Below are 15,064 nucleotides of genomic sequence, written 5' to 3' on the forward strand. Positions count from 1 at the left end.
GTAATGCTCATTTTTCTTAGTTGCAAGGTCTTCTATTTTTGACTGGCAAATCCTTGAGTGGAGGATTCAATGTTAAGATTTTCTTAAAATAATTTATTTATCTAACGCATTTTAATTGTTCCTTAAACTCTCATTCAATGATACACCTAGTATTCCGCTAACCGCTTCCAACTTATACTCCCTTATATACTCTTGCTTCGTACGGTCTTAAGGTAAACACTTGATAATTGTCATTTGCATCAGGATAGTTACCAATTAATTTTTCTTTTCCTTCAAATGCAATACCTTCTGGAAGCCTAAATTCAACGTTTTCTTCGCTGAAGTTTGTTACGACGAGTAGTTTTTGCCCTTCAAATGTACGAGTATATGCATAAATCTTATCATGTTTCGGTAAAATTAATTTATAATCCCCATGCACGATAAGCTCATGTTTTTTGCGTAGTTCAATCAACTGACGATAGTAATGATAAATTGATTCATCATCGGAAACTGCTTGTTCTGCGTTAATTTCCTTGTAGTTTGGATTTATCTTAATCCATGGCTTTCCAGTTGTAAAACCCGCATTAACTGAAGCATCCCATTGGAAAGGTGTTCTGGCGTTGTCACGGCCTTTCACATAGATGGATTCCATGACCTTCGATAGATCTTGATTACCTTCTACTACTTTTTCTTGGTACATATTTAAAATTTCAATATCCCTGTAGTCATCAATTGAGTCAAATTTTACATTCGTCATGCCAATTTCTTCTCCTTGATAAATATAAGGTGTCCCTTGCAGCATATGCAGGAAAGTACCAAGCATTTTTGCTGACACCACACGATATTCTTTTTCATTACCGAAACGAGATACGATTCGCGGTTGATCATGGTTATTCAAATACAAACTATTCCAGCCAATACCATTTAAGCCTGTCTGCCATCTGGAGATATTTGTTTTCAAATCTCTTAAATCTAGTGGTTTTAAATCCCATTTACCATTTGGTCCAGAATCTAAATCCATATGTTCAAACTGGAAGACCATCTGTAACTCTTTACGTTCTGGATCTGTATATTTTTTCGCCTCTTCTACATCAACACCAGGCATTTCTCCAACTGTCATAATGTCATACTTTGAAAGAGCTTCTTCGTTCATTTCGTATAAAAATTCATGGACGCGAGGTCCGTTAATGTAGTATTTTCCACCACCAACATATTTCCTGCCTTCCGGATTAGGTGCATCCGGCAGTCCGGATACTTTCGAAATGAAGTTGATTACGTCCATGCGGAAGCCATCAATCCCTTTATCCAACCACCACTTTATCATGTTATAAACTTCCTGACGAAGCTTCGGATTTTCCCAATTTAAGTCTGGTTGCTTCTTACTGAAAAGATGTAAGTAGTACTCTTCTGTCCTTTTGTCATACTGCCATGCGGAACCACTAAAGGTTGATTCCCAGTTATTTGGCTCTTTCCCATCTTTCCCAGGGCGCCATATGTAATAATCACGATAAGGATTGTCTTTTGATTTTCTGGATTCTTGAAACCATTTATGTTCATCCGAAGAATGGTTAACCACAAGGTCCATGATCAGTTTCATGTCACGTATATGTATTTCATCTAATAACTCTTCCCAGTCTTCCATTGTTCCGAATTCATCCATAATGGCTTGATAATCCGAGATGTCATATCCATTATCGTCATTTGGGGATTTATAAACAGGAGATAACCAAATGACATCGACCCCGAGATTTCTTAAGTAATCCAATTTTTCTGTGATTCCTTTGATATCACCTATTCCATCCCCATTGCTGTCATTAAAGCTCCTTGGATAAATTTGATATACAACACTTTCTTTCCACCACGCTTTATGTGCCATGTAAATTCCTCCATCTGTTTTAATCAGGATAATTTCTAGTAGATTGTTATATTTAACTCCTAGACTCTAACCCACAAATCAATCACACTTCAATTTATGTGCTGGTCCCGCCGGTTTGGAGGGAAGACCCCGCATTTAGGCCGTGGTACCGCTTCTTATACAAAGTTCCGCAAGCTAGAGAATGTAAATGATAGCCATCGGCTACATGGCCATTAGGTTGATAGATTAATTTCTTATATTGTAAAATGGCTATTAAATACTATTATTTCTTTCTTTTAAAAATCTCAATAACACCCGGTACACCTCTTTAAAACATCAAATCCCCAAGTACTACTGAATATTGATTACTTTCGCAAATTGTATAACTGACAGTAAATACTTCTATGTATTGTAATCATCACAAAATATACGTCTCCAAATTTTTTTCCAAATTTTTTTCCAATATATGAAATCTACCACAGCGCTGAACACTGTGCACTGTGGTAGGGGCAATTTTTTTGTATTTTCTTATCTTAAAAAAAGGGGGGCAGAGACCAATAAAAATAGAAATGTTGCTACAGGGATTTAATAATCTACAAACTGAAACTTTGGTTAGCTCCTAGAGTTCTATTTTAGTTCCATAACGGAATCCCGGTATACAATGTTATACGGGATAATGATCCGTTTAACAGGTTCATCTTTATTTTGTGTTTTCTCTATTAAGATTTTGGCTGATTGTGCACCTAATTCATAGATTTGAACATCAACTGTTGTTAAAGCTGGACGTGTAATTTCAGATAAATACACATTATTAAAGCTGACGAGTGAAATGTCACCTGGCACCTTAATTCCAGCTTCCTCTAAACGCCCTAAAATACCTAGACTAATTAAGTCGTCACTCACAACTAATGCAGTAGGACGCATTTCAAGTGAGAGCAAATACTCCACTGCTTCTCGTCCACCAGATTTAAGGAATTCGGTATGAATTTTATATTCATCACAAACTTCTAAGCCAGCTTCTTCTAAAGCTGTAACATAACCAGCTTCACGATCCATCGTAACGAATAATTCACGTGATCCACCGATAAATGCAATTTTTTCATGTCCTTTATCAATTAGATGTCTAGTAATCTCTTTACCGGCTTTGAAGTTATCATTATCAACATGAGTTATTTCAGTTTCATGATCATGTGGTTTACCAACGATAACAAAAGGAAAGTCGTTTTTCCGTAAGAAATTAGTTACTCGGTCATTGATACGGGAATAAAGTAAGATCACCCCATCCACATAACTACCAAATACCATGCGCTTAACTTCCGAGAAAATTTCTTCCTCTGTTTCACCTGTTGAAAGTGACATCGAATACTGCATATGATGAATAACAGAGCCAATCCCCCGCAAAATCTCCGGGAAGAATGGATTTTGTAAAGCAGTATTTGCCGAAGATGGCATAATAACTCCGATTGCTTTAGTAGATTTCGCTACTAGATTTCGAGCGCTAATGTTCGGATGGTAGCCTAATTGTTTCATTGCTTTTCGCACTTTTTTCTTCGTTTCTTCAGTAATTCTCGGATTATCTGCGATTACACGCGATACTGTAGAGGGCGAAACCCCACTAGCCTTTGCTACATCTTTAATGTTTACCATAACTCCCACCCCCTACAATTTTATTTTTATAATTGAATGGTTTTATTCTTTTCACCATTGATTATAATATCTTGACCTTCACTTTGGCCTACAACATTAATATTTATTTCTTGATATGCTGGTTTAAAATCACCTTTTTGCTCTAGAACATTAATTTTAACAGAATTTTCATTTGATACAACTTCAACATCTAATTCTATGAAAGCTCCACCTTCATAAGCAAAAGTTTCCCCATCATCATCGTAGTATGTAAAGCAATAATTTTCGCCTTGACTACTTGCGTAAACGTTCATGCTTACGTGTTTTGGAGTTTTATCCTTATTGGAGTTCCATTCACCTTGCATAATGACTGTTCCATTTTTAACAAAGATCGGTAATTCATCTATTTCCGCATGAATCAAATGCGTTTTTTCCCCTTCATATACTTCACCAGTTGAAAACTCAACCCATTCACCTTTTGGTAAATATACCGCACGATCGGTAACAGACGGTTGTAAAATTGGTGCGAAAATAACATTATCCCCAAGCATGAACTGATCATTTAGGTTATATGTTTTTGCATCCATTGGGAATTCCATTAGCAATGGACGCATGACTGGAAGCCCCGTTTTGCTTGCCTCATAGAATAAGGAGTACAGTTGTGGCATCCACTCGTAACGCATTTGGATATAATTCTTCATGATATCCTCGTGTTTGTCACCAAACTGCCACGGCTCCTGGTAACGGAATCCAATTGCAGAGTGATTACGGAAAAAAGGTGTAAATGCTCCCACTTGTGTCCAACGAGTTAATAACTCTGCATTCGTATCATGAGCAAAACCACCTACATCTGGACCGGTAAAGGCTACACCTGATAAACCTAGGTTCATTACCATTGGCAGTGACATTTGCAGATGCTCCCAGAAACTACGGTTATCCCCTGTCCATACAGATGCATAACGCTGAACACCAGCATAACCAGCACGCGTTAGTAAGAATGGGCGTTTACCATTAAGCTTTTCCTTCATACCTTCGTATGTTGCTTGACCCATTAATAAACCATACACATTGTGCAATTCGCGATGGGTTGTTGGCTCTCCATCATTACGATGCATAACATTAACATCCATTGTTTTCGTCTCGTTAAAAACAGCGGGTTCATTCATGTCATTCCAAATACCTTCGATGCCAAGGTTTGTATAGAACTCATGCTTTTCTCCCCACCACTTACGAACCTTCTCATCTGTGAAATCCGGAAATGCACTAATTCCAGGCCAAACTTCACCAAAATAGATTTCTCCTTCAATATACTTACAGAACTGTTCCTGTCTAACACCCTCTTGATAAATATGATACTCCGAGTCCTTTTTTACCCCTGGATCAACAATCGGTACCACACGAATTCCCATTTCTTTTAAATCAGCGATCAGCTTCTCAGGATTGGGGAAACGTTCTTTATCAAACGTAAATACACGGTAGCCATTCATATAGTGGATATCCAAGTGAATCACATCTACTGGAATATCTTTTTCCACAAAGTTCTTAGCTAACTCACGTACTTCTTCTTCTGTTTCATAGCTATAACGTGATTGATGGTAACCTAAAGACCATTTTGGTGGAAGTGGAATTCTTCCAGTAATATGTGTATATTGTTCTAACACCGCTTTTGGTTCTGGTCCTGCAAATATATAATAATCTAATTGGCCACCTTCAGCAGAGAACGTGTAATAGTTGGATGTTGTTTTCATATCAAACTTGGAACGGAAAGTATTATCAAAAAATACACCATGTGCCTTACCATCACGCAACGTCATGAAATATGGTATCGATTCATATAAAGGATCTGTTTCAGGATTATGTGGCGCATAAACGTCTGAATTCCACATCTCATACGATTCACCACGTTTATCTAAATGGCCAGCTTTTTCTCCAAACCCATAAAAATGATCGTCTTCATGCATGGTTTTAAAAGAAATAACCTCCCCGTTTTCACGGTAAGCCATTCCACGTTTTCCTTCTGTAACAATCTCATGCCCATCTTTATCATAAACAGATAAACGAAAAGGATTTTTAGTGATATGAAGTTCGATTTTTTCAGTTGAAAATGTTAGTTTTTCATTACCATTTGTTTCTTCTATACTTACCAATTCTGGATCTACAATGACAGCTTTAGAGCCAGTTAGCTTTGGTTCATGATGTTGGTTCATAACTATTCGTACAATAAGGTCTGTAAAAAATTGTATTGCTACATTTCCATTTTCACAATTGAAAAAGTACGTGTTTTCTTTTGCTTCATAGTTTAATAACCTACCGATATCTCGGTATACCACTGCCCCAGATTGTTGTTCTTTTCCGGGGTGGATTGCAAAGCTAGTATCTTCAAGCATTGATTTGCCTCCTGTCAAAAAAAGTGCATTTAAGTTTTCTTATCCTTTTGTACCACCACTTGTTAACCCGGATATTAGATAACGTTGAAGGTATAGGTATACAGCTGCTATTGGCATCGCTACTAAAATGGAGCCGGCAGCAAATCTTGTAAAGTTATTAGCAAATTGATCATTAATAAAGTTATATAAACCTACTGCTAATGTATAGTTCTCTTGACTAGACAGAACGATTGTTGGTAACAAAAAGTCAAATAAAGGCATCATGAAGTTAAATAATGCAACAACTGCCAAAATCGGTTTAGCTAACGGAAGCATAATACTCCAAAATACTCTTAGGTGACCTGCACCATCAATTCTGGCTGCCTGGTCAAGTTCACGAGGAATGGTATCAAAGTAACCTTTAACCAACCAGGCATTAAATGGAATCTGCCCTCCAAGATAAATAAGGATCAAACCGGTTAATGTATCTAAAAGTCCTATCATATTAAGGAAGATGTATAAGGCAACCATTGCCATCATTACAGGAAACATTTGTAGAAGTAAAAATACATATAGACCGTTTTTTCTTCCTACAAACTTATATCTAGAAAAAGCATAAGCAACAAGGGATGTTATAACAACACTACCTATAGCAGTTGCTAGAGATACTATCAGTGAATTTTTATACCATATTAAATAATCACTTCCCTCGCTAAATAACCATCTATAGTGTTCTAATGAAAAATTCTCTGGGATTAATGAAGATGAGTATAAACTTGTTCCCTGATTAAATGACATTCCAATTGTCCAAAGTAAGGGATAAAATATAATAATAGACACAATCGCTAATATTATATAAATAGTAGTAACTTCTAATTTTGATTTGAATTTTTGACTCATTAAATTTCACCTTCTTCCTTAAAAGATCTAGTCTTCCTAAACTGGTAGAATGCAAATGCCGAAACAATAAGACCCATGATTATTGATATTACCGCGGCCATACTGTAATTATTTGTATCAAATGTTAATTTATATACCCAAGAAATAAGAATGTCAGTACCACCTGCATTCTGTCCCCGTACTGGAGGTCCACCTTCATTAAATAGATAAATAACATTAAAGTTATTGAAATTCTGTGCATACTGCATGATTAATAATGGAGCAGTTGCAAACATTACGTGTGGTAATGTAATATGTCGGAACTTCTGAAAACGAGTTCCTCCATCCACATCAGCTGCCTCATACCAATCTTTTGAAATACTTTGCAATACACCAGTAAATAATGCAAAAATAAATGGAAAACCAAGCCAAGTCTGAATCATAATAATAGCTATACGAGCGTAAAATGGATCACTCAACCACGGTAATCCATCTCCACCAAATAAAGGAATAATGATGTCTCTATTAATCGCACCGAAATCATCATTGAACATCGCTGAAAAAATTAAAATGGTTACAAATGCTGGTACTGCCCAAGGTAAAATAAGAATGGTACGTATTATTTTTTTGAATTTCACCCGTGGATCATTTACCATTAAGGCAAGGAATAAGCCGACAGCTATTTGTAATGTAGTAGCTACAATAGTCCAAACTACGGTCCAAGCAAAAACACTGAGAAATGTTTCTTGCCAAATTCCAACATTAATCAGGTTACTAAAGTTTTCAAATCCAACCCAATCAACTAAGTTTCTTGGTGGGGAGTTATATAGGTTGTAGTTTGTAAATGCAAGTAATACCGAAAATAATAACGGAAATATCACTACAAAAATCATTAAAACTAAACCAGGAAATGTCATTAAATATGGAAATGATTTATCGTAAAACTCTCGAATTGTATCTCTAAATTTCAACGGTTTCCATCCATTTTTTATTTTAACAGCCTGTTTTCTAGCATCTAAAACGTTAAAAACGTATAGAGTTATAGCAAAGAAAAGACCAATTAATGCGAGTACCCCGAATACTAAAAGTCTAATAGAGTGATCGGTACCAGGAATTGTACCGAGTGTCCTCAATCCCCAAAGTCCAAAATTAAGGGATTCAAGCATTGTAACTAGAAAAGATACTTCGACTAGAACAAATATAAATCCCTTTATATATCTGCGGTTATAAAATTGCCCCAAACCAGCAAATAGTATGGATAAAACCATAGCAATAGTGGGATTATGTTTTTTTCGCTTCTTAGGATTATTATTCATTGATTCACTATTATTAGGTATAGTCATTTACTATCCCCCCTTATACCATTTTTTGAAAAAATTATTACTATCCCTAAGCCTCTACCTCTATTTATTTACCAATAGAATTTTTCTTTAAAGTAAAAGAGATAAAGGGAAGAAATAATCTTCCCATTTCTATTTATTGACCGCTCGCTGCAATATTATCTTTTATTTGTTGAACAGCCTCATCTAGTACAGATTTAGCATCTTCTCCTTCAGCAAGGAATTGCAAAGCATTGTTCATCGGTTCCCAAACTTGAGACATTTGTGGAGTACTTGGCATAGGTACACCATACTCAATTTGTTCAGCAAATGCAGCATAAATTGGGTCATCAATTGCCTCTAATGCATTTGGGTTCGGAGGAAGTTCTCCAGCTGTTTCAAAGTAATGAGAAAGGTTCTCTTCATTTGTCATAAATAATGCTAAGTTTGTCGCCCAATCTTTGCTCTCAGAATAATAAGAAACCATCCAAGATTTAACCCCAACAAGTGTTTTACTAGGTTCTCCATTGATTTGTGGGAATGGAGCAAATCCAAGGTTTTCCTCTCCGATTGCTTCTTTATAAGTGGGAATACTCCAAGGACCGTTTATCACGGCACCGACTTTACCTTCTGTAAATAAGCCGTCTACTACGTCTACAGTTGTTGCAGCAGGTATCTTACCAGCACCAAAGAATGACTGGAATAATTCTCCACCTTCAACTGCACCTTCCGTATTTAAACCAATGTCTGTAGTATCATATTCACCGATATCTCCACCAAAAATGTAACCCCCAAAGTTACTAAAGAATGGATATGCAAAATATAAGTCATTTGGTTTCATTAAAAAGCCATACTGATCATTTGATGGATCAGAATAATCTTCTAAATATGATTTGAGATCATCTATTGTTTCTGGCGCTTCTGGCACAATACCTTTATTGTAAAAAATTCCATAAGTTTCAATTGCTTGTGGAACACCATATACATCAGTTTGTCCGTCAAATTGATATGTCACCGCTGCCACAGCTGCATCACTGTAACCACTTAATTCTTCATCTGATATATTAAGAGGTTCTATAAGACCCTGGGCCACAATATTCCCAATTTGATCATGTGGTTGAAAAAACAAATCCGGACCATTACCTTCAGGACCAGCAAGTGATAATTCTTGTAATTGGTCTAACATTGATTTTGCTACAACATTAACTTTAATTCCTTCTTGTTCTTCATAGTCAGCTGCAATTTTTTCAATTGCTGCTAATTGCTCTTCCACATCATTTACCCAAATAGTCAACTCTTCTGGTTTCTCCGAAGTGTCTGTTTCCTCATTAGTTGCATCATCGTTACCGGAATCAGTAGTATTTTCTTCACGATCTGGAGCACATGCTGCTAATAACATAAATAAAGCCAAGATTGCTGTCAGTAATAAAAACGAAAATTTCTTTTTCACCTTGATTCTCCCCTTTTTAATTAAAGTAATAAATCTAGCCTATAACATTAGCTTTCTTTTAAATTTGTGCAAACGTTTTCACTAGATTTGATTATATTTTACACCTATCTCAAATAAAATGCAACCGTTTTCAAATATTTGACTTTTTTTTCTCTTATTTTATTGATTAAACAATAAATAAGCCCTTATACCTATTGTTTTTTTTGCTCATTATCGTATTAATAGACTTATACTCTAATTATTTATTAGGTATAATAACATTTCGAGGGCAATGCTTTGGCTTTTCAGACAACCCCGGCTTTTTTATTAAAAGGTTGGGGGTTTTTTTATGAAAGGAGGATGGTTTCTTTTTGGTTTAAAGAACAAGGTGAAAAGGAGGAAAGCAATTTGTTTAACTTTAAACACTTTTTAGGGAAAACGTTTGCTTTATTACTTTTGGTTTTGCTAATTTTTTATGTAAAACCATTGGGTACCACACATGCTAATCCAGCTAACGATGTAGACTATTCAAAAGATGTAATCTACCAAATTGTTACAGATCGATTTTATGACGGAAACTCTAATAATAATCCAACTGGTAGTATATATAGTTCAGATTGTAGCAACCTTCATAAATACTGTGGTGGGGATTGGCAAGGTATTATTGACAAAATCACTGATGGATACTTAACTGACATGGGGGTAACTGCTATTTGGATTTCACAACCGGTAGAAAATGTATACGCTTTACACCCTAGTGGTTACACATCCTATCATGGATATTGGGCTAGAGATTATAAAAGAACAAATCCATTTTACGGTAGTTATTCTGATTTTGATAGATTGATTGAAGCTGCTCATTCTAATGGGATTAAAGTTATTATGGATTTCACACCAAATCATTCATCACCTGCTTTAGAAACGGATCCATCCTATGCAGAAAACGGTGCACTCTATAATGACGGTAATTTACTAGGTACCTATTCCAATGATCCACTGAACATCTTTGATCATTTTGGTGGAACAGACTTCTCTTCCTATGAAGATGGTATCTACCGTAATTTATATGATCTAGCAGACTATAATTTAAATAATGGGGGAATCGATACCTATTTAAAGGACTCTATAAAACTATGGTTAGATAAGGGGATTGATGGAATAAGGATCGATGCAGTTAAACACATGTCTCAGGGGTGGCAAAAGTCATTAATGAGTGAAATATATAATCACCGTCCTGTATTTACATTTGGGGAATGGTTCTTGGGAACAGGTAAGATTGACCCCCAAAATCATCATTTTGCAAATGAAAGTGGCATGAGTTTACTTGATTTCCAATATGGTCAAACAATCCGAGAAGTTTTAAGAGATGGTACAATGGACTGGAATGGATTTCATGATATGATTCAAAGTACCTCAAATGAATATAAAGAGGTAATAGACCAAGTAACATTCATTGATAATCATGATATGGCTCGTTTCTCTGTTGAAGGCTCTACTAATAGACAAACAGACATGGCGTTAGCCGTATTACTTACTTCAAGAGGGGTTCCAACAATTTATTACGGAACTGAACAATACATGACAGGAAATATTGATCCTGAAAACCGCAAACCAATGCCAAGTTTTGATCGGTCCACAACAGCTTATCAAATTATTAGTAAGCTTGCATCTCTAAGACAATCGAATCCTGCACTTGGGTATGGTGATACAGAACAGCGATGGATAAACTCCGATGTTTATATATACGAAAGAGAATTTGGTGATAATGTTGTTGTTACAGCAATTAACCGAGGGCATTCTAACTATTCTATAACTAACTTAAGCACCTCCCTACCTGCTGGAATCTATGAGGATGAATTAGATTCTATTTTAAGCGGAAATAATATAACCGTTAATACAGATGGTTTTGTTGACTCATTTACACTTAATGCTAGAGGAGTTGCTATTTGGCAGTATTCGAAAAAATCCACTACTCCAATAATTGGCCATGTAGGACCGATGGATGGTATTGCAGAAAACACCATTACAATTAACGGGGAAGGATTTGGAGGTATTAAAGGTACTGTTCAATTTAATTCTGCAAATGCTGCTGTTCAATCACGGTCTGACACTGAAATAAAAGTAGAGGTTCCATCTGTACCTGCTGGAAAATATGATATTACTGTTAAGAATGGAGATAATGTAGCTAGTAACAACTATGAAGAATTTGAAGTGCTTACTGATAAACAAATACCAATAAGATTTGTAGTCCATAATGCCTATACTGATTATGGATCAAATGTTTATGTTGTAGGTAATGTTTCCGAACTTGGTAATTGGGATCCGAACAAAGCTATTGGCCCAATGTTTAATCAAGTAGTCTATCAATATCCCACATGGTACTTTGATCTAAGCGTACCTGCAAGTACAACCATTGAGTTTAAGTTTATCAAAAAAGATAGTTTAGGCAACGTAGAATGGGAAAGTGGTACTAACCATATGTATACTACACCTACCCAAGGAACCGATACAGTTATTGTAAATTGGCAGTAATCAAATATTGACAATTTAAAGCGTTTGCAGTAATTTAATAATATACAAATAAGGGCAATGCTTTGTATTGTTACAACAACCCCGTTTTCCTATGGAAAACGGGGTTTTTATTATGAAAGGAGAATATTTAATGATTAAAGAAGCAATCTTTCATCGGCCAAAAGATAATTTTGCTTATGCATATGATAAAGACACGCTACACATTGTACTACAAACCAAAAAAGGAGATATGGATTCGGTAGAGCTTATCTATGGAGATCCTTATGATTGGGAAAATGAACAATGGCTTACCAAGACGGAAACAATGGTAAAATCGGGTTCTACTAATTTACATGATTACTGGTTCCTTTCAATAAAACCGAAGTTTCATCGAATGCGTTATGCCTTCCGCTGTACGGATAAAAAAGAATCTTTTATTTACTCAGAAAGGGGAATATTCGACATTCCACCAAGTGAAATTGCAAACTATTTCTGCTTCCCCTATCTAAATAAAGTGGACGTTTTTAATGCACCATCCTGGGTAAAGGACACCGTATGGTATCAAATTTTCCCAGAGCGCTTCGGAAACGGCGATGCTAGTTTAAATCCAGAGGGCACATTACCTTGGGGATCTACTGAACCTACTCCAACTAACTATTTCGGAGGTGACTTCCAAGGTGTGATTGATCACCTTGATTACCTAGTTGAGCTTGGAATAAGTGGAATCTATTTCACACCAATATTTAAAGCTTATTCCAATCATAAGTACGATACAATGGATTATATGAAAATTGATCCACAGTTTGGAAGTAAGGAAACATTTAAACGTTTAGTGAAAGAGAGTCATAAGCGAGGAATTCGTGTTATGTTGGATGCCGTCTTTAATCACAGCGGTTATTACTTCCCTCCTTTCCAGGACGTACTGGAAAAACAAAAAAAATCTAAGTACAAAGATTGGTTCCATTTGTGGGATTTCCCTGTCAAATCAGAGCCAAGGCCAAATTATGATACCTTTGGTTTTGTAGGTTCCATGCCAAAGCTAAACACAGAAAACCCAGAAGTAAAAGAATACTTGCTAAAGGTAGCCCGCTACTGGATAGAAGAATTCGATATTGACGGTTGGCGTTTAGATGTTGCTAATGAAGTAGATCATGCCTTTTGGCGTGATTTCCGCAAAGTAGTCAAAAACGCTAAACCAGATGCGTATATATTAGGAGAAATTTGGCACGACTCCATGCCATGGCTTCAAGGGGATCAATTTGACGCCGTGATGAACTATCCATTTACAAATGCCGCCATCGAATATTTTGCCAAAAATGAAATGAATGCAGAAGATTTTGCAAGTACCATTACCAATGTATTGCACATGTATCCAAAGCATGTGAACGAAGTTGCTTTCAACCTATTAGATAGTCATGATACACCGAGAATTTTAACATTAGCCGGTAATAATACTGATCGAGTAAAATTACTCTATCTATTCCAACTTAGTTTCATTGGCTCCCCATGCATTTACTATGGCAATGAAATTGGGATGGCTGGTGGACAAGATCCAGAATGTCGCGCATGCATGGAGTGGGATGAACAGAATCAGGACCGGGAATTATTTAAGTTTGTTCAAACGTTAATTAAACTACGTAAAAATGAGCCTGTTTTTGGAAATAAAGCAGATTTCCGGATGATTGAATTCAATAATGCACAAAACTATGTCATCTATGAAAAATTTAATGCTGAGAAGAAGCTGATTTTTGTTGTAAATAACAGCTCGAATGCGATTCAAGTTGATTTACGTGGAACTAGTGATCAAGATTTATTAGAATGGAATATTGAAGAAACGATTCAAAAAGATTCAGTTGGTAACTTATCAGCAGTCCATATTAAACCACTTGGATTCCGGGTTTTTGAGCAGTCAGCGTAGTAATTCATAGGAACATCTAACCACATAGGTTGGATGTTCTTTTGCTATTTCTTCAGTTATACAACCTCTGCGTTGATGATAAATTAGAAAACTAATTTTTTAATTACCATTCAAAGTCTTTTTAATAAAGTGAAATCTCGTTCAGTAGTGCTTCCTTACTTTCCCACTGAATATAAGTACCACAAGGGGATGACCTAAAGGCCCTTGGATGAGTCGGACGTTTACTGGCTGCGTTCCCCACTTAACATTCTCATATTCCCTTTAACTCTTCTCGTTAAGAGTCTTACAGCCAATTAATTACGGGATAAATTAGCTAGTCGAACTTAGATATTTGGTAATGATTACCGATAAATTATATAATAATAGTGTCTAACCAGTTAGCTAAACTATCCTATCTGATACCCTTTACATTTTGTCCAAGTCAATAGGTGGTGAGAATTATGAAAAATATAAAAAATAAGTTACATAATGCGTTTGAATTTGTGAATAAAGGCTATTTTAAGCAAGCTGAAATTCTATATTTGGAATGCCTGGATAAAATGGACGAACAGAATTCCAATCTATATAAACAGGCAATGCACGGTCTTGGATTTGTAAAATTGGAATTAAATCATTTTAATGAAGCAAAGGAAATATACACAGAACTATTACACCTTGCCAGGAAAGAGGGAGATAAACAAGGGGAAGCGATTGCCAATCATCAACTAGGTATGGGCGATCGTTTGAATGGAAATCCCGACAAAGCACTTTATTTTTTTGCAGAGGAATATGAAATATACAATAGCTTTTTACCAACATTTCATTTAGGATTTGCCACTAATTTATATGAGCGCGGAACAACTTACTTGTTACAAAACAAGCTAAAGGAGGCCCAGAATTTGATGGAAGATTCCTTGTATCACGGAAAACGAACAGAAGATGTGATTGTCGTTGGTTGCGCATATCGAGATCTTGGGGATATTTTTCAACGATTTGGTGAGAGGGAGAAGGCAATGAATCATTATAAGTATGCACTTGATGCTTTTGAAAAAGCAAATGACAGTCAAGCCGTTAAGGATATAGAAAAGAAAATAGCAAACCTATAGATGACTAGGGTTTGCTATGTTTGTAACTGACTATATATCGACAGAGAAGGTAATTGTTCGGGTATCCTATTAACTGGATATCCTCCACTTTTCACAC

The 15,064-nt window shown here is 36.0% G+C and carries 9 protein-coding genes; 3 read left to right on the forward strand and 6 right to left on the reverse strand.

Annotated features, from left to right (window positions below):
- Positions 1-172 precede the first annotated feature (172 nt).
- The 6 genes from GMJ66_RS05520 to GMJ66_RS05545 form a co-directional block, all read right to left on the reverse strand.
- Positions 173-1,855: a glycoside hydrolase family 13 protein gene (locus tag GMJ66_RS05520; protein WP_156289339.1), complete on the reverse strand. Its 1,683-nt coding sequence runs from the start codon at positions 1,853-1,855 to the stop codon at positions 173-175.
- Positions 1,856-2,461: 606 nt separating this feature from the next.
- Positions 2,462-3,481, reverse strand: coding sequence for a LacI family DNA-binding transcriptional regulator (locus GMJ66_RS05525; protein ID WP_156289340.1), 1,020 nt, complete (start codon positions 3,479-3,481; stop codon positions 2,462-2,464).
- A gap of 26 nt (positions 3,482-3,507) precedes the next feature.
- Positions 3,508-5,847, reverse strand: coding sequence for a glycoside hydrolase family 31 protein (locus GMJ66_RS05530; RefSeq protein WP_156289341.1), 2,340 nt, complete (start codon positions 5,845-5,847; stop codon positions 3,508-3,510).
- Between the two features lie 39 nt (positions 5,848-5,886).
- Positions 5,887-6,726 carry a sugar ABC transporter permease gene (locus GMJ66_RS05535; protein ID WP_156289342.1) on the reverse strand — a complete coding sequence of 280 codons (840 nt, stop codon included), beginning with the start codon at positions 6,724-6,726 and terminating at the stop codon, positions 5,887-5,889.
- Positions 6,726-8,048, reverse strand: a complete 1,323-nt coding sequence (locus GMJ66_RS05540) for a carbohydrate ABC transporter permease (protein ID WP_269321861.1) — start codon at positions 8,046-8,048, stop codon at positions 6,726-6,728. The genes GMJ66_RS05535 and GMJ66_RS05540 overlap by 1 nt, the downstream gene beginning before the upstream one ends.
- A gap of 133 nt (positions 8,049-8,181) precedes the next feature.
- Positions 8,182-9,474 (reverse strand): sugar ABC transporter substrate-binding protein, encoded by a 1,293-nt coding sequence (locus GMJ66_RS05545; RefSeq protein ID WP_156289343.1) that lies wholly within the window; start codon positions 9,472-9,474, stop codon positions 8,182-8,184.
- Between the two features lie 387 nt (positions 9,475-9,861).
- Here GMJ66_RS05545 and GMJ66_RS05550 point away from each other — a divergent pair, with 387 nt between their 5' ends.
- The 3 genes from GMJ66_RS05550 to GMJ66_RS05560 all read left to right on the forward strand — a co-directional run bounded on the left by GMJ66_RS05550 (position 9,862) and on the right by GMJ66_RS05560 (position 14,967).
- Entirely contained in the window at positions 9,862-11,985 is a 2,124-nt protein-coding gene (locus GMJ66_RS05550; RefSeq protein WP_231514823.1) for an alpha-amylase family glycosyl hydrolase, read from the forward strand.
- Between the two features lie 130 nt (positions 11,986-12,115).
- Positions 12,116-13,882, forward strand: a complete 1,767-nt coding sequence (locus GMJ66_RS05555) for a glycoside hydrolase family 13 protein (protein ID WP_156289345.1) — start codon at positions 12,116-12,118, stop codon at positions 13,880-13,882.
- A gap of 440 nt (positions 13,883-14,322) precedes the next feature.
- Entirely contained in the window at positions 14,323-14,967 is a 645-nt protein-coding gene (locus GMJ66_RS05560) for a tetratricopeptide repeat protein (protein WP_156289346.1), read from the forward strand.
- Positions 14,968-15,064: the final 97 nt, after the last annotated feature.

Source organism: Oceanobacillus salinisoli, assembly GCF_009733865.1.
In the GTDB taxonomy this organism is placed as follows: Bacteria; Bacillota; Bacilli; order Bacillales; family Amphibacillaceae; genus Oceanobacillus; species Oceanobacillus salinisoli.

What these genes read in the sequence shown, in the direction of transcription:
- GMJ66_RS05520 (WP_156289339.1), bottom strand. Translation starts at nt 1,855, where the DNA reads ATGGCACATAAAGCGTGGTGGAAAGAAAGTGTTGTATATCAAATTTAT.
- GMJ66_RS05525 (WP_156289340.1), bottom strand. Translation starts at nt 3,481, where the DNA reads ATGGTAAACATTAAAGATGTAGCAAAGGCTAGTGGGGTTTCGCCCTCT.
- GMJ66_RS05530 (WP_156289341.1), bottom strand. Translation starts at nt 5,847, where the DNA reads ATGCTTGAAGATACTAGCTTTGCAATCCACCCCGGAAAAGAACAACAA.
- GMJ66_RS05535 (WP_156289342.1), bottom strand. Translation starts at nt 6,726, where the DNA reads ATGAGTCAAAAATTCAAATCAAAATTAGAAGTTACTACTATTTATATA.
- GMJ66_RS05540 (WP_269321861.1), bottom strand. Translation starts at nt 8,048, where the DNA reads ATGACTATACCTAATAATAGTGAATCAATGAATAATAATCCTAAGAAG.
- GMJ66_RS05555 (WP_156289345.1), top strand. Translation starts at nt 12,116, where the DNA reads ATGATTAAAGAAGCAATCTTTCATCGGCCAAAAGATAATTTTGCTTAT.
- GMJ66_RS05560 (WP_156289346.1), top strand. Translation starts at nt 14,323, where the DNA reads ATGAAAAATATAAAAAATAAGTTACATAATGCGTTTGAATTTGTGAAT.